Consider the following 16,080-nt stretch of genomic DNA (forward strand, 5'->3'; position numbering starts at 1 on the left):
CGTGAACATGTCCGCAAGAGTCAGCAGGCAAGCGCCAGCCTGCAGGAACCGGCCCGCGTGAAAACGACGAAGGCCCGGGCAACGGCCCGGGCCTTCGAAGGTGACGCTGCAACCGGTCTTACTTGAACGTGTACTTGAAGCCGACGGTGTAGTAACGGCCCAGCGCACCGGAGAAGTGCATCGGGTTGTAGTTCACCGCGCCGTAGGTGGTCGGATCGAGCGGGGCGATGCGGTCGAACACGTTGGCCACCGAGGCGTTGAGTTCGAACGAGTCGTTGATGCTCCAGCGACCGGACAGGTCCATCGTGGTGAACGAAGAGATCTTCTTCACCGGCGTACCGTCAGCGTAGAAGGCCAGGTAGCTGCCACCACGGCTGTCGATGTTGTCCATCTTGCTGATGTAGTTGACGATGCCGCTGACGCTCCACGGGCCCTGCTTCCAGGTGGTGCCGAAGTTGACCTTGTCCTTCGGCGTACCGATGCAGTTGGTGACGTCGCAGTTGCCGTGGGTACCCACGTAATCAACCGTGTCGCCGCCTTCGGTGCGCTCGAACTTCAGGATGTGGCTCCACTGCAGGTCCAGCTCCAGCTGGCCCGGGCCGATCTCGAAGGTCTGGCGGATATCGGTATCGATACCGCGCACGCGCGACGAGCTGGCATTCACGTAGCCGGTGTTGACCGCCAGGATGGTGCCGCTGTTGGCCACGCCATTGAGATTGTTGCTGTCGCGCAGCACGTTGCCGGCCAGGATCGCCGCCGCCGTGCTGCCCTGCACGATCTCGTTGGTACGCTTGATCTGCCAGGCATCGACGGTCATCGAGGTGGTCGAAGTCGGCTGCAGCACGATGCCGACCGAGTAGCTCTTGGACTCTTCCGGCTTCAGCAGCTTGTTCGGCTTGGTGATGATCGCCACCGAATTGGCGCCACATTCGCTGGCAGCGCCGCCGCTGATCTGGCAACGCACCGGGTCGACCGCAGTGGAGAAGGCGGCCAGGCCACCGTCACCGTTCTCGGCCGGGTTCGGCGCGCGGAAACCTTCGGCGTAGCTGGCGCGCAGGGCGATCCAGTCGGCCGGGGTCCACTTCACGCCCAGCTTCGGCGTAGCCTTGCCTTCGCCGCTTTCGTACTTGTCGTAACGCAGGGCGCCGGACAGTTCCAGCTGTTCCAGCACCGGTGCCGACAGTTCGACGTAGCCGGCGTAGACGTTCTGGGTGCCGTCATAGGCCGAGTAGCCCAGGCCGATGATGTCGCCCTGGTCGGTGTAGGTCTGCGGGGTCAGGCTGTTGCTGGTCTTGCGCCACTCGGTACCGATCGCCAGGCCCAGCGGACCACCCTTCAGGTCCATCAGGCTGCGCGAGACGGTGAAGTCGAACATGTCCAGGCTGGACTTGGCGCGGGCGCTGATCGTGGGCGAGATGTAGTCGTACAGCGCCTGCGAGTTCTTGCCGGCATCATCACCGATACGCCACACGCCACCGGCGCAGTTGGCATTGCCCAGTGCACACTGGACGGCGCTGTAGCGCAGGAAGCCGGTGCGCTTGTTGGTCAGGTCGGTGCCCGAGTGCAGGTAGGCGGTGTCGTAGCTCCAGTCGCCCCAGTTGCCCTTGATGCCGACCAGGAAGCGGTTGAACTCATTGGTGTTGTCGGTCACGCGCGGGCCGACATCCCAGGCCGAGTAACGCACGCGGCGCGCCGTGCCCGGGGTCGGGTTGTCGGGATGGTTCGGGCCCAGCACGGTGGCACCGGGGCCACTGTTGGCATTGACCGGGCCGCCCGGATAGCCCCAGCCGCCCGACACGCCGGACGGGGTGTTGCTGAAGATGGTTTCCTTCTTCGAGTAGCCGATCTCGGTGTAGATCTCGCCGCCTTCACCGAAGGCGAAGCTGGCGCGACCGAACACGTTGACGTACTTCTCTTCCGGAATCAGGTCGCGGTACTGCTGCGCCGGATCCCACAGGCAGCCATCGGCGGCGATGCTGGCCGGGGTCTGCCCACCGATGGTGGTCAGGCCGGCGCAACCCGGCAGCGGCACCAGATGGCCGGTGGCGTCGAGGTAGGAGCCGTTCGGGCCGGAACCGCCGGAGGTGCCACCACGGGTGTAGGCACCGCCGAGGAACTGGGCGGTCTTGTCATAGCCCCACGGGCGGGTGTCACCGGTACCGATCCACTTGCGGTTCTTGCGGTCGCTGATCTTGATCGCGTCGGTCTTGCCAACGTCCAGGCTGAAGAAGGCGTTCCAGCCATCGGTGGCCAGGTCACCGGTACCGGCGGTCAGGGTTGCCTTCCGGGCGTCGCCATCGCTGTCACCGGACAGGCCGTAGGAGCCACGCAGGATGGCGCCCTGGAAGTCGCTGCGCAGGATGATGTTGACCACGCCGGCGATGGCATCGGAGCCGTAGATCGCCGAAGCGCCGTCCTTCAGGACTTCCACGCGCTCGACGGCATCGAGCGGAATGGTGCTGAGGTCGGTGAAGACCTTCTGTCCGTCATCGGCCAGGCCATAGGTGGCCATGCGGCGGCCGTTCAACAGTACCAGCGTCGAGCCGGCGCCCAGGCCGCGCAGCGAAATGCCGGCACCACCGCCGGCGAAACCGTTGCCGAAGGTCTTGGGAATCGAGCCGGCGCCATCGGCGGTGATGGTCTGCAGGTACTCGGCCAGCGAGGTCTTGCCGGTGCGGTCGATTTCCTGGCGGGTCACCACCTGCACCGGCGACGGTGTCTCGGTGTTGGTGCGCGGGATGTTGGAGCCGGTGACCGTGATGCGGTCGAGGTTGGTGGCCTTTTCCTGCGCGAAGGCGGAGGAGGAAGCGACGGCGCCGGCCAGCAGCAGGGCGCCGCCGGTGAGGATGTGGGTGATGGACGATGCCAGGGTGCTGCGGCGGCGGCTGGCGGGCCGTTGGATCGGGTGTTTCACAGCTTCTCTCCTAACTGGAAAACCGTAGCGTTGAGGGCTGTCGCCGGATCGATACCGGGACGCGCCAATCTAGGTTTCCTGCAGGTGACGAAGTCGTGAAATTTTGCTTAATCGGTAACGCTTGGTCCCTGGCCTGTCCGCATTTCCCGGGCAGCGGCAGGGACCGGCCCGGCGCGAGGCCGGGCCGGTGGTGGGGCTCAGTCGGGCAGCGAGAACTGTACCGGTACCAGGCCGATGGCCGGAACTGCCACGCCGTCACGCTGGGCAGGCTCGAAGCGCCAGTGCCGGAGCACCTGCTGGCGGGCGGCCTGGTCCAGGTTGCGCGAGCCGCTGCTGCGCTCGACGCTGACCGCGACCGGTTGGCCATGGCTGTCCACTTCCACCCGCAACAGCACTGTTCCCTGTTCGTGGTTGCGCAGGGACTGGATGGGGTAGGTCGGCGGCGGGGCGCTGCGGTACTGCAGCTGGGCGCCGGCCAGAGGGGTGGACGTGTCGATGCTGGGCGCCAGCTGCGGCGGAGCCGGTTCGGCGGCCGGCAGCGCGATGCCCTGGGTCTCCTCCACGGTCGCGGTGGGCGCCGGCAGTGGCGGTACCACCGGCTGCGTTCGCGGTTTCGGCACCACCTGGACGATCTCCTTGGGCGGGACCGGAACCGGCGGCGTTGGCGGTGGCGGGATCTTCTCGATCAGCCGGACCGGCGTCTTTTCACGCGGGACCTGCACGGCCTGGTAGGTCGCAGGGATGAGCAGCAACAGGAAGGCCAGCAGGTGCAGGGCGATCGCCGCGCTCCAGGCGGCCACCCGGGCGGGGTCGAAATGCAGGGATGCAACGGGGTACGTACGAACCATGATCCACCTCCATGCCAGTGACGAAGTCCTCAACGCACCAGGGCCCGTGGCGGGGTTGCCGCACGCGGCTGGCAGTCCATCAGTAGCGCGGCATGACGGCTACTGCCTAGAGGCAGGGGCATGATCGTTGGGCTGGCCTTCAGCCAGTGTCGGCGGGGGCACGAAAAAGGCGGGCCCCCTGCGGGACCCGCCTGTGTCGTCGACCGTGGCGGACGCGATCAGCGGCCCAGTTCGAACACCACGTCCAGGTTGACCGAGAGGGTCGATTCACCCGGTGCGACCGGGGTGGCCTTGTCCATCGCCGCACCGGCCGCCATGGTGCGCATCATCGTCATCGGGCGGAAACCGCCGCTGCTGTTCTCGGAGATGCTGACGATGCGGCGCACCTGCAGGCCCAGCGACTTGGCATAGGTCTGGGCGCGGGCCTGGGCCTTCTTCAGCGCGGCCAGGCGGGCTTCGTCATAGACCGGTTCGGGCTGGTCGATCTCGAAGCTGGGGCCGTTGATCTGGTTGGCGCCCTGAGCGGCCAGCGCATCGAGCACCTTGCCGAGCTTGGCGATGTCACGGACCTTCAGGCTGACCGTGTTGCTGGCCTGGTAGCCGGTGATCTTCGGCGCCTCGTTGTCGGCATAGCGGTACTGCGGGTTGAGGCTGACGCCGCTGGTCTGCACGTCGCGCTCGGCGATGCCGGCGGCCTTGATCGCGGCCAGCACCTTGTCCATCTGCTGGGCGTTCTGGCGCATGGCGCTGTTGCCGTCGGCGGCCTGGGTGACCACGCCGGCCGACAGGGTGGCGACGTCCGGCACGCGGGTGGCCTCGGCGTTGGCCGAAATGTTCAGCAGGGTGCCTTCGGCCGCGGCGGCGATCGACGGCGACGACGGGGCGGCATGGGCGGTCATCGAGGTTCCAAGGGCGAGGGACAGGGCGAGCAGCAGCGGGGTGGCGGTCAGGCGCATGGGATCTCCTTGTTGTGCGGTGAGGGTGGTGTCGTAGCGATGAACGCGCTGTGAGCCTGTAAGGGGTTGTACGCGTTCCGTAACGGGTTGCCGACGATTCAGGTGACGGGCTCAGGTTATGCTGTGCCGATGCTCTATCTTGCTTCCCGCTCCCCCCGACGCAACCAGTTGCTGGCCCGACTCGGACGCCCCTTCCAGGCCCTGGACCTGGAGGTCGTCGAGCAGCGCGCCGCGACCGAGAGTGCCGAACAGTATGTGTGCCGGGTCGCCGCCGACAAGGCGCGCGCCGGGCTGGCCCGGGTGCTGGCCGAGGACCCGCAGGCGCGGGTGCTCGGCTCGGACACCGAGGTGGTGCTGGACGGTGAAGTGTTCGGCAAGCCGGCCGACGCCGCCGGCGCGCGCGCGATGCTGGCGCGTCTGGCCGGGCGCACCCACCAGGTGATGACTGCGGTGGTGGTGGTCGGCGCCGACGGGCTGGACAGCGAACTGGTCATTTCCGAAGTGACCTTTGCCCCGATCGCCGCCGCCGACATCGCCGCCTATGTCGCCACCGGCGAGCCGTTGGACAAGGCCGGGGCCTACGCCATCCAGGGCGGGGCCGAGCGCTGGATCGAACATCTTTCCGGCAGCTACTCCGGCGTCATGGGGCTGCCATTGCTGCATACCGATCGTCTGCTGGCGCGCTGTGGCGTGCCGGCCCCCACTGCCGATGCCGCCAGGGAGGCTGCCGATGTCTGAGGAAATCCTGGTCAATGTGACCCCCCGCGAAACCCGGGTCGCGGTGATCGAGAACGGCATGCTGCAGGAACTGCACATCGAGCGCGGCTGGCGCCGGGGTGTGGTCGGCAACATCTACAAGGGCAAGGTGCAGCGGGTCATGCCCGGCATGCAGGCCGCGTTCGTCGAGGTCGGCCTGGAGCGCGCCGCGTTCCTGCACGCCAACGACGTGGTGCGCCCGGCCCCGGTGGCCAGTGCCGACACCGAGAACACGACGCTGCCGCCGCCGGCCAGCGTGCCGATCGTCGAGCTGCTGCGTGACGGCCAGGACATCGTGGTGCAGGTGGTGAAGGACCCGATCGGCACCAAGGGTGCACGCCTGACCACGCAGATCAGCATTCCCTCGCGCTACATGGTGCTGCTGCCGCAGTCCAAGGTGGTGGGGGTGTCCGCGCGCATCGAGGATGAAACCGAGCGCGCCCGCCTGAAGGCGCTGGTGACCGAGTTGTCGGCGCAGCACGGCGGCTACGGCTACATCGTGCGCACCAACGCCGAAGGGCAGCCGGCCGAGGCCATCGCCGAGGACATCGCCTACCTGTCGCGCGTGTGGAACGTGGTCGAGCGCCGCGGCCGCGAAGCGCCGTCGTGCAGCATCATCTATGAAGACCTGAGCCTGCCGCTGCGGTCGGTGCGCGACCTGATCCGCAAGGACGTGGACAAGGTGAAGGTGGACTCGAAGGAGACCTTCGGCCAACTGCAGGCCTTCGTCGCCAAGTACATGCCGGTGCTGGCCGAGAAGCTGGAGCTGTACTCCGGTGACCGCCCGATCTTCGACATGTTCGGCGTGGAGGACGAGATCGGCCGCGCGCTGGACAAGCAGGTGCCGCTGAAATCCGGTGGCTACCTGGTGATCGACCAGACCGAGGCGATGACCACCATCGACGTCAACACCGGCTCGTTCCTCGGCCAGCGCAACCTGGAAGAAACGGTGTTCCGCACCAACCTGGAAGCGGCGCAGGCGGTGGCGCGGCAGCTGCGGTTGCGCAACCTGGGCGGCATCATCATCATCGACTTCATCGACATGGATGATGCGGAGCATCGTCGCCAGGTGCTGCGCACGCTGGAAAAGGCGCTGGCCCGCGACCATGCCAAGACCACGGTCTATGATTTCTCGCCGCTGGGCCTGGTGGAGATGACCCGCAAGCGTACGGTGGAAAGCCTGGAGCGCCAGCTGTCGGAGACCTGCCCGCAGTGCAGCGGCCGCGGCAGCATCAAGACCACCGAGACGGTGACCTATGAGATCTTCCGCGAGATCACCCGTGCCGTGCGCCAGTTCGATGCTGCGCGCCTGCTGGTGATCGCCTCGACCAAGGTGGTCGCGCGCATTACCGATGAGGAATCCTCGGCGGTGGCCGAGCTGGAAGAGTTCCTCGGCAAGAGCATCCGCTTCCAGGCGGACGAGCAGTACCTGCAGGAGCAATTCGATGTCGTTCTGCTCTGATCCTCGCCGGCTGCAGGCCGGCGGTGGCCGATGAGCGCGCCGCCGCGCCTGCGACTGCGAAGGATCCGCCGTCATTTCATTGCCGCCTGTGCGGTGGGCCTGGTCGGGCTTGCACTGCTGGTGGGCACGCTCAGCCAGCTGCTGCCGCTGGCCGAGCGTCATCCTGACAGGATCGCCGCCTGGCTGAGCGAGCGTGCCGGCCAGCCGGTGCGTTTCGACCAGCTGCAGACCGCCTGGACCCGTCGTGGCCCGCTGCTGCAGCTGAAAGGCCTGCGCATCGGCGCCGGGCAGGGCCTGGCGATCGGCGAGGCCGAGGTGCTGGTATCGATGTACAGCGGGCTGCTGCCCGGGCGCTCGCTGACCGAGCTGCGCCTGCGTGGCCTGGCGCTGGATCTGCAGCAGGGCGAGGACGGACGCTGGACGGTGCGCGGGCTGCCGCAATCGGACAACGGCGGCGATCCGCTGGATGCGCTGCGCCGGCTGGGCGAGCTGCAGGTGATCGGAGGGCGCCTGGGCGTGCACGCGCCGACGTTGGGCATCGACACCACGCTGCCGCGCATCGACCTGCGCATGCGGGTCAATGGCGATCGCCTGCGCGTGGGCGTACGCGCCTGGGCGCAGCCCGAAGCGCTGCCGCTGACCGCGGTGCTGGACGTGGACCGTGCGCGCGGCAACGGCGAGGCCTGGCTGGGCGCCGACCCGGTCGATTTCCACGCCTGGGCGCCCTTGCTGGCGGCTGGCGGCGTGCGCCTGCGCGAGGGCAAGGGCGAGTTGAACCTGTGGTTGACCCTGCGCGATTTCGCGCCGGTGGCGCTGACCACGGATTCGGACCTGCGCGACGTGCGCATTGATGGCGCACCGATACCCGGCATGGCGGCGCCGCAGCTGCAGCTGCAGCGACTGCAGGCCCGCCTGCGCTGGCAGCGCCAGGCCGAGGGCTGGGCGCTGCAGGTACCGCAGCTGCGGCTGAAGAATGAAGACGGCGAGCAGCGCCTCGATGGCCTGCAGCTGCAGGTCGGCAAACAGCTGCAGGTCCGTTCCGGTGAAGTGCAGGCCGGCATCGCACTGCGTGCGCTGGCCCTGAGTGATCGCCTTGAGCCGGGCCTGCGTCGCTGGCTGTTCCTGTCCAGGCCGCAGCTGGACGTGCGCGCGTTGCAGCTGTCGGGCGAACGCGATGGCCCCCTGTGGGCGCAGGGTGAACTGCAGTCGCTGGGTTTCGCCAGCGTGGGCAACTCGCCCGGCCTGCGCGGCCTGGGCGGGCGCTTTGAAGGCGACGCCGACGGCTTCAGCCTGCAGCTGCAACCGCAACGGCAGCTGCAGTTCGATTGGCCGACCGGCTTCGGCGTGCGCCATGACCTGCACCTGGCCGGACAGATCGTGGGCTGGCGCGACGAGGGCGGTGGTTGGCGGATCGGGACGCCGGCGATGCGTGTGGACGGCACCGACTACGCGGCCGACGTGCGCGGCGGGGTCTGGTTCCAGGGCGACGGCACGCGGCCGTGGCTGCAGCTGGCCGCGAAGCTGGACGACGTGCCGATGACGGCGGCCAAGCGCTTCTGGATCCACTCCAAGATGAGCAAGGGCGCCACCGACTGGCTGGACATGGCGCTGGCTGGCGGCCAGGTGCGCAATGGCGTCGGCCTGGTCACCGGTGACCTGGACGACTGGCCGTTCGACAACAATGATGGCCGCTTCGAGGCCACCGGCCACATCACCAATGGCGACATCCGCTTCCAGCACGACTGGCCGCTGATGAGCCAGGTCGACGCCGACATCGCCTTCATCGGCCCTGGCTTCGACATGCGTGGACGGGGTGATCTTGCCGGCGTGGCGGTACAGAAATTCGAAGCGGGCATTCCGGACTTCGGGCACCAGCCGTTGTACGTACGTGCCGACGCGCCGAGCGAGGCCGGCAAGCTGCTGGCGATGCTGCGCCAGAGCCCGTTGCACAAGGATTACGGCGATACGCTGGACAATCTGGTCGCCAGTGGTCCGGCCCATGTGACCTTCGATCTGCTGCAGCCGCTGCATCAGGACGAGGGCGAGGGCCACCTGCAGGGCACGGTCGATCTGGCCGGCGTGAAGCTGGTCGACAAGCGCTTCCAGCTGACCTTTGACAACATGCACGGGCAGGCGCGCTACAGCAATGGCGGTTTCGGCGCCGAGGACCTGGCGGTGCGCCACCTCGGCCAGGAAGGACGGCTGAGCCTGCGTGCCGGAGGTTACGTGCATGACAGCACGCGCGCCTTCGAGTCGCAGCTGACCGCCCGCCTCGATGCCAGCGTGCTGATCGACCGTGCTCCGGAGATGGCCTGGCTCAAGCCTTACATCAACGGCAATTCGGCCTGGACCATCGGCGTCAACCTGCCCAAGGTGGCGCCCGGCGCGCCTGCGCCGCCGAGCGAGCTGCGACTGAGTTCGGACCTGGTCGGCACCCGGCTCGACCTGCCGGCGCCGCTGGACAAGCCGGCCGCCGAGCCGCTGGCGACCACGGTGGCCGCGCAGCTGCCGATGGGCGCCGGCCGCATCGATGTGGCGTTCGGCCAGCGCCTGGCCCTGGCCGCGCGCAGCCACAACAACCAGACCGGTGTGCAGGTCACGCTGGGCAGCGACCATGTCGACCGCGAGCCGCCGGCGAGCGGACTGACGGTCAATGGCCGCAGCCCGACCCTGGATGCGCTGGAGTGGATCAGCCTGGCGCGCGGTGGGAGTGACGACGACGCGATGCCGCTGCGCGCGGTCGACGTGCAGGTCGGCCAGCTCAAGCTGATCGGCGGAGTCTTCGAGCAGACCCGGCTGCAGCTGCACCCGGGCCCGCAGGCACTGGACGTGCGCCTGGACGGGCCGTCGCTGGCCGGCCGCCTGACCGTACCCAACGCCGACGGCGGCACCATCAGCGGCCAGCTTGACCGGGTGCACTGGCAGTCACTGCCGGCGGCACCGGGTGCGGCCGCCGCGCCGGCGCGGGTACAGGCCGGTGCCAATGACATGGACCCGGCCACGCTGCCGCCGTTCGCGCTGGACATCGCCGACCTGAAGTTCGGCAAGGTGGTGCTGGGCCAGGCGGTGCTGCGCACGCGCCCACTGGCCAACGGCCTGAACGTGGACGCGTTGCGCTTCCGCGCGCCGGACCAGGAAATCGACATCACCGGCCGCTGGCTCGGCCGTACGGGCGGCGCCCGTACCGAACTGACCGCGCAGGTGCGCAGCGAGGACCTGGGCGGGCTGATGCAGAACCTTGATTACGGCGGCCAGCTGCGCGGCGGTTCCGGCCAGGCGCAGCTGCAGGCGGCCTGGAGCGGGGGGCCGTCGGACTTCCAGCTGGGCAACCTGCAGGGCAGCCTCGACCTGCATGCGCGCAATGGCCAGCTGCTGGAGCTGGAGCCGGGCGCCGGCCGCGTGCTGGGCCTGCTCAGCGTCGCGCAGCTGCCGCGGCGGCTGATGTTCGATTTCCGCGACTTCTTCTCCAAGGGCTTCGCGTTCAACCAGATCGAGGGCAGCATGCAGTTCGGTCAGGGCATGGCGCGCACCGACAAGGTGCTGATCGAAGGCCCGGCGGCCAACATCACCATCCGTGGCCAGGCCGACCTGCGCAACCAGCAGTTCGACCAGACCATCGACGTCAACCCGCGCGCGGGCAACCTGCTGACCGTGGTCGGTGCGGTGGCCGGCGGCCCGGTGGGGGCGGCGCTGGGCGCGGCCACCAATGCGGTATTGTCCAAGCCGCTGGGCGAGATTGGCGCCCGTACCTACAAGGTGACCGGTCCATGGAAGGAGCCGAAGGTGGAAGTGATCGAGCGCAGCCGCGACAAGACCCCATCACCGCCCGTGCCGGCACCTGCACCGGCCATTCCGCCGACCGTCACCGACCTGCCGCGCTTGCGCTGAGCACGGCTTCCTGTTCACGGGGCTTGCCTGAGCGCCCCCGCACCCCCAGATCGAAACCATGACTGATATCGCCCTGACGCTTGCCCAAGACCGCCTGCTGCGCCCCGGCGGCCTGGATACCGCCGGCCTGGAGCGCACCTTCGGGCAGCTGCTCGGCCCTGGTGTCGACTTCGGCGACCTTTATTTCCAGCACGCCCGCCGCGAGAGCTGGAGCGTGGAAGACGGCATCGTCAAGGACGGCGCCCATTCCATCGAGCAGGGCGTGGGCGTGCGGGCGATTTCCGGCGAGAAGACCGGCTTCGCCTACTCCGATGACATCCATGCCGATGCGCTGCTGGCGGCGGCGCAGTCGGCGCGCGCGATCTCGCGCGAGGGCGGTGCGCAGACCGGACGTTCGCTGCTGCGCGGCAATGCGCGCGCGCTGTACCCGGCGCTGGACCCGATCGACGGCATCGGCAACGAGGCCAAGGTCGAGGTGCTCAAGCGCCTGGATGGCTACCTGCGTGCCGCCGACCCGCGCGTGAAGCAGGTGATGGTGAGCCTGTCCGGCGGCGTCGATACGGTGCTGATCGCCCGCAGCGACGGCGTGCTGGCGGCCGACGTGCGCCCGCTGGTACGCCTGAACGTGCAGGTCATCGTCGAACACAACGGCCGTCGCGAGTCCGGCTACGCCGGTGGTGGTGGCCGTTATGGCTACGAAGCGCTGTTCGCCAGCGGCCGCCCCGAAGCCCTGGCCCAGGAAGCGCTGCGCCAGGCGCTGGTGAACCTGGACGCGGTGCCGGCGCCGGCCGGCATGATGCCGGTGGTGCTCGGCCCGGGTTGGCCGGGCGTGTTGCTGCACGAAGCGGTCGGCCACGGCCTGGAAGGCGACTTCAACCGCAAGGGCACCAGCGTCTACGCCGGCCGCATCGGCGAGCGCGTCGCCGCACCGGGGGTGACCATCGTCGACGACGGCACCCTCGACGGTCGCCGCGGTTCGTTGAACATCGACGACGAAGGCCACCCGAGCCAGTGCACCCCGCTGATCGAGGACGGCATCCTGGTCGGCTACATGCAGGACAGCCTCAACGCGCGGCTGATGGGCATGGCCCCGACCGGCAACGGGCGCCGCGAATCGTTCGCGCACCTGACCATGCCACGCATGACCAACACCTACATGCGCGCCGGCGAGCACGACCCGCAGGAGATGATCCGTTCGGTGAAGAAGGGCCTGTACGCGGTGAACTTCGGCGGTGGCCAGGTCGACATCACCAGCGGCAAGTACGTGTTCTCGGCCACCGAGGCCTACCTGATCGAGGATGGCCGCATCACCACCCCGGTGAAGGGCGCGACCCTGATCGGCAACGGCCCGGAGACCATGCAGAAGGTGCGCATGGTCGGCAACGATCTGGCCCTGGACGAGGGCGTGGGCATCTGCGGCAAGGACGGGCAGAGTGTGCCCGTGGGTGTCGGCCAGCCCTCGCTGTTGATCGAGGGCATCACCGTCGGCGGTACGCAGGCCTGAGCGTGGCGATGGCCGCGGCCACCGCCCGGGCCGGCGCGGACTCAGTCCTCGTCGGCCTCGTCGACCGGATCGCCGGCGTGTTCGTCGCCTGCCGTCTTCAAGCCCAGCGCCGCCGGCAGCATCAGCGTACGCAGCACCTGGAAGATCTCGCGGTAGGCGCGCGGCGGCTTGTTCTTCGCCTTTTCGGCCTGCGCGTTGCGTACCAGGGTGCGCAGCTGCTGGCGGTCGGCCTGCGGGTAGTCGTCAAGCAGGGCGGCCAGCGCCTTGTCACCGTCGGCCAACAGGCGGTCGCGCCAGTCTTCCACGCGGTGCATCATCGCCACTTCGCGGCGGCCAGTCTCGCTGTTGGCGTCCAGCGCATCGCGGATCGCGTCCAGCGTTGCCTCGTCCTCGCGGCGCATGTGCTTGGCCAGGAACGCCAGCTGGCGCTTGTGGGCGATGTGGGCGGTGATGCGCTTGCACTCGGCGATATGCGGCAGCAGGTCTTCCGGGATCGGCAGGCGCGCCAGCTGGGCCGGGGTCAACGACACCAGCTTCTCGCCCAGGGCCAGGACGTCGAGCGCGTCGCGCCGGTTCTGGCTGCGGCTCTTGTCGTGGAATTCACCGGTTTCTTCGTCGCGTCCGCGCATCGTCCCTACCTGATCTCAAAAAAAGTCGCCCGGCGTGATGCCGGGCCCAACCTGTACAGGATAAAGCATTGAACGTGATCGCCCCTGAAGTGGCCGTCGGCGACGACAGCCCGGCCCGGCTGGAACGGCTGGCCGACCTCTCCCAGCAGCTGCTCGACCGCGCCCGCGCGCTGGGCGCCAGCCAGGCCGAGGTCAGTTGCAGCGAGGACCGCGGACTGGAGGTCAATGTCCGCCTCGGCGAGGTCGAGACCGTGCAGTCCACGCGTGACCGCGGCATCGCCGTGACCGTCTATTTCGGCCAGCGCAAGGGCAGTGCCAGCACCGGTGACCTGAACGAGGCCAGCCTGGCCGCTACGGTCGAGCAGGCCTGCGCGATTGCCCGGCATACCGAGGATGACCCGGCTGCCGGCCTGGCCGAGGCCGCACTGATGGCCACCGACTTCCCGGAGCTGGACGGTTGGCACCCGTGGGCGCTGCAGGCCGATGAGGCGGTGGACCTGGCCCTGGCCTGCGAGGCGGCCGGTCGCGAGGCCGACGCGCAGATCCGCAATTCCGACGGCGCATCGGTGTCGAGCATGCAGAGCCTGTCGGTGTATGCCAATTCGCATGGTTTCTTTGGTCGTGAGCGCGGCACCCACCATTCGGTCGGCTGCGCGCTGATCGCCGGGCAGGGCGATGGCATGCAGCGCGATGGCTGGTACACCAGCGCGCTTGCCCGGGAGGACCTGGAAGACGTGGGCCGGGTCGGCCGTCGTGCCGCCGAGCGCACCGTGGCCCGCCTGCAGCCGCGTTCACTGGCTACTGGCAGCATGCCGGTGCTGTTCGCCCCGGAAGTGGCGCGCAGCCTGGTCGGCCACCTGCTGTCGGCGGTGTCCGGCGGCGCCTTGTACCGCCAGGCCAGCTTCCTGCTGGACAGCGTCGGCCAACGCCTGTTCCCGGAATGGATGCAGATCGACGAGCTGCCGCACCTGCGCCGTGGCCTGCGCTCGGCCGCCTTCGACGGCGACGGCGTGGCCACCCGTAGTTCGGCGCTGGTCCGTGACGGCGTACTGCAGCGCTACGTGCTGGGCAGCTATTCGGCGCGCAAGCTGGGCCTGCAGACCACCGCCAATGCTGGCGGCGTGCACAACCTGCAGCTGGCGGCCAATGCCGGCTCGCTGGAAGAGATCGCCCGGCAGATGGGTGACGGCCTGCTGGTGACCGAGCTGATGGGGCAGGGCGTGAACGGGGTGACCGGCGATTACTCACGAGGCGCGGGCGGCTTCTGTGTCGAGAACGGCGAGATCCAGTACCCGGTGGACGGCGTCACCATCGCCGGCAACCTGCGCGAGATGTTCAGCAGCATCGAGGCGGTCGGCAGCGACGTCGACACGCGCTCGCACATCCGGACCGGTTCGATCCTGCTGGGGCGGATGACCGTCGCCGGTAATGATTGATGGCATTGATGACGTAAGCTATGCGCGCCTGACGCAACCAGCTTGGTGCTGGTGGGTCAAGACCACCCAATGAAAAGGAGTTTTGTCGTGAGCGAATTCGATAACGTCCCGCCGCCGCCGGCAACCACCGATGCCCCGGCCGACCAGCGCACCATGGCGCTGGCTGCGCACCTGCTGGGCATCTTCACCTGGTTCATCGGCGCCCTGATCATCTGGCTGATCAACAAGGATGACGCCAGCAAGGCCTTCGTGACCGACCAGGCCAAGGAAGCGCTGAACTTCCAGATCACCGTGACCATCGCCATGGTCATCAGCATCATCCTGATGGTGGTGATCATCGGCGGCATCCTGGCGCCGATCGTGGGCATCATCAACCTGGTGTTCTGCATCATTGCCGCAGTCAAGGCCAACAACGGCGAAGCCTATCGCTACCCGTTCACCCTGCGCCTGATCAAGTAATACCGGCCGCATGCGCAAGCAGGAACGCCCGGCATTGCCGGGCGTTCCTGTTTGAGGGCAGCGTCACCGGCGGCGATCAGTGATCGCGTTCCACCGCCAGCGTTGCCAGCGCGCGCAGCGCATCGGCCTCTTCGCCATGGCCGGCCAACGTGGCCTGCATGCGTGCGGCCAGTTCGCGCAGCTGCGCCTTCGCGCCGTCCATGCCGAGCAGCGCGGGGAAGGTGCTCTTGTCCTGCGCCTCGTCCTTGCCGGCGGTCTTGCCCAGCTGTTCGGAACTGGCTTCGACATCGAGGATGTCATCGCGGACCTGGAAGGCCAGGCCGAGTGCATCGGCGAAACTGTCGAGCTGGGCCAGCTGCGGCTCGTGGGCCTGGCCGCACAGCGCCCCCATGCGCACCGCTGCACGGATCAGCGCGCCGGTCTTCAGCGCATGCATGCGGGTCAGTGCCGCCAGGGTCTGCTGCTGGCCGGTGGCATCGATGTCCAGCGCCTGGCCACCGCACATGCCGGAGGCGCCGGACGCGTGAGCGAGGGTCTGCAGGCAGGCCACGCGCAGCGTGGCCGGCAGCGGCGCATCGGCCAGCAGGCCGAAGGCACGCGTCTGCAGGGCGTCGCCGGCCAGGATCGCGGTGGCTTCGTCGAAGGCGATGTGGGTGGTCGGCTTGCCGCGGCGCAGGGCGTCGTCGTCCATCGCCGGCAGGTCGTCATGCACCAGCGAATAGGCGTGGATCAGCTCGACAGCCATCGCCGCCGCGTCCAGCTGTTCCGGCTGCGCGCCGAACAGGTGGCCACTGGCATACACCAGCAGCGGGCGCATGCGTTTGCCACCGCCCAGCACCGAATAGCGCATGGCCTGGTGCAGGCGCTGCGGTGCTTCGGCGGGCGAGGGCAGGGCGGCATCGAGCTGGCTTTCGATACGGTCGCGCCAGCGCGCGAACAGGGCTTCAGCCGTCATGGTTGGGCGGATCGAAAGGCTCGGCCGTTTCCGGCTGGGCCGGATCGCTGAGCAGGCGCACGCGCAATTCGGCCTGCTCCAGCGCCTGCTGGCACTGACGGTACAGACCGACACCGCGTTCGTAAGCACTGAGCGACGCTTCCAGGCTCAGCTCGCCGGTTTCCATCTGCTCCACCAACTGTTCCAGCGATTCGAGCGACTGCTCGAACTGGGCGACCGGGGAGGCGTTTTCGGGGGACTTCTTGGCCATGCGGCAAGTGTGGACGGGCTGCG

Annotated in this window: 12 protein-coding genes; 6 read left to right on the forward strand and 6 right to left on the reverse strand. The window is 68.4% G+C overall.

Annotation, left to right across the window (positions count from 1 at the left end; translation table 11 throughout):
* Positions 1 to 118: 118 nt before the first annotated feature.
* The 3 genes from AC5P56_RS05635 to AC5P56_RS05645 form a co-directional block, all read right to left on the reverse strand.
* Complete coding sequence (locus AC5P56_RS05635; RefSeq protein ID WP_014647941.1) at positions 119 to 2,914, reverse strand: TonB-dependent receptor; 2,796 nt, start codon at positions 2,912 to 2,914, stop codon at positions 119 to 121.
* Positions 2,915 to 3,111: 197 nt separating this feature from the next.
* Positions 3,112 to 3,762: an energy transducer TonB gene (locus tag AC5P56_RS05640; RefSeq protein WP_014647940.1), complete on the reverse strand. Its 651-nt coding sequence runs from the start codon at positions 3,760 to 3,762 to the stop codon at positions 3,112 to 3,114.
* A gap of 218 nt (positions 3,763 to 3,980) precedes the next feature.
* Positions 3,981 to 4,718, reverse strand: a complete 738-nt coding sequence (locus tag AC5P56_RS05645) for an SIMPL domain-containing protein (RefSeq protein ID WP_046431870.1) — start codon at positions 4,716 to 4,718, stop codon at positions 3,981 to 3,983.
* Between the two features lie 129 nt (positions 4,719 to 4,847).
* Here AC5P56_RS05645 and AC5P56_RS05650 point away from each other — a divergent pair, with 129 nt between their 5' ends.
* The 4 genes from AC5P56_RS05650 to tldD are packed head-to-tail and all read left to right on the forward strand — an operon-like array spanning position 4,848 to position 12,328.
* Positions 4,848 to 5,456, forward strand: coding sequence for a Maf family nucleotide pyrophosphatase (locus tag AC5P56_RS05650; protein ID WP_032961948.1), 609 nt, complete (start codon positions 4,848 to 4,850; stop codon positions 5,454 to 5,456).
* Positions 5,449 to 6,936 (forward strand): ribonuclease G, encoded by a 1,488-nt coding sequence (gene rng / locus AC5P56_RS05655; protein ID WP_005418079.1) that lies wholly within the window; start codon positions 5,449 to 5,451, stop codon positions 6,934 to 6,936. The genes AC5P56_RS05650 and rng overlap by 8 nt, the downstream gene beginning before the upstream one ends.
* Before the next feature lie 30 nt (positions 6,937 to 6,966).
* Positions 6,967 to 10,824, forward strand: coding sequence for a YhdP family protein (locus AC5P56_RS05660; protein ID WP_288496725.1), 3,858 nt, complete (start codon positions 6,967 to 6,969; stop codon positions 10,822 to 10,824).
* 58 nt (positions 10,825 to 10,882) lie between these two features.
* Positions 10,883 to 12,328: a metalloprotease TldD gene (tldD, locus tag AC5P56_RS05665; RefSeq protein ID WP_014647936.1), complete on the forward strand. Its 1,446-nt coding sequence runs from the start codon at positions 10,883 to 10,885 to the stop codon at positions 12,326 to 12,328.
* Between the two features lie 41 nt (positions 12,329 to 12,369).
* Here tldD and yjgA read toward each other — a convergent pair whose 3' ends face one another.
* The gene (gene yjgA / locus AC5P56_RS05670) at positions 12,370 to 12,957 is read right to left on the reverse strand and encodes a ribosome biogenesis factor YjgA (protein ID WP_014647935.1); all 588 of its coding nucleotides are present in this window, start codon (positions 12,955 to 12,957) and stop codon (positions 12,370 to 12,372) included.
* Positions 12,958 to 13,025: 68 nt separating this feature from the next.
* Here yjgA and pmbA point away from each other — a divergent pair, with 68 nt between their 5' ends.
* Together pmbA and AC5P56_RS05680 are read left to right on the forward strand one after the other, a co-directional pair.
* Positions 13,026 to 14,393, forward strand: a complete 1,368-nt coding sequence (gene pmbA / locus AC5P56_RS05675) for a metalloprotease PmbA (protein ID WP_288496724.1) — start codon at positions 13,026 to 13,028, stop codon at positions 14,391 to 14,393.
* An 87-nt stretch (positions 14,394 to 14,480) separates the two neighbouring features.
* Positions 14,481 to 14,852, forward strand: a complete 372-nt coding sequence (locus AC5P56_RS05680; RefSeq protein ID WP_014647933.1) for a DUF4870 domain-containing protein — start codon at positions 14,481 to 14,483, stop codon at positions 14,850 to 14,852.
* A gap of 76 nt (positions 14,853 to 14,928) precedes the next feature.
* On the opposite strand, the gene AC5P56_RS05685 is transcribed toward AC5P56_RS05680, so the two are convergent.
* Together AC5P56_RS05685 and AC5P56_RS05690 are read right to left on the reverse strand one after the other, a co-directional pair.
* Positions 14,929 to 15,807 carry a polyprenyl synthetase family protein gene (locus AC5P56_RS05685; RefSeq protein ID WP_014647932.1) on the reverse strand — a complete coding sequence of 293 codons (879 nt, stop codon included), beginning with the start codon at positions 15,805 to 15,807 and terminating at the stop codon, positions 14,929 to 14,931.
* A complete protein-coding gene (locus AC5P56_RS05690) occupies positions 15,797 to 16,057 on the reverse strand; it encodes an exodeoxyribonuclease VII small subunit (RefSeq protein WP_014647931.1) in 261 nt (86 codons plus the stop codon). Before AC5P56_RS05690 ends, AC5P56_RS05685 begins: the two co-directional genes overlap by 11 nt.
* Positions 16,058 to 16,080 lie beyond the last annotated feature (23 nt).

It is taken from the genome of Stenotrophomonas sp. YJH_SMC_131, from assembly GCF_059367975.1.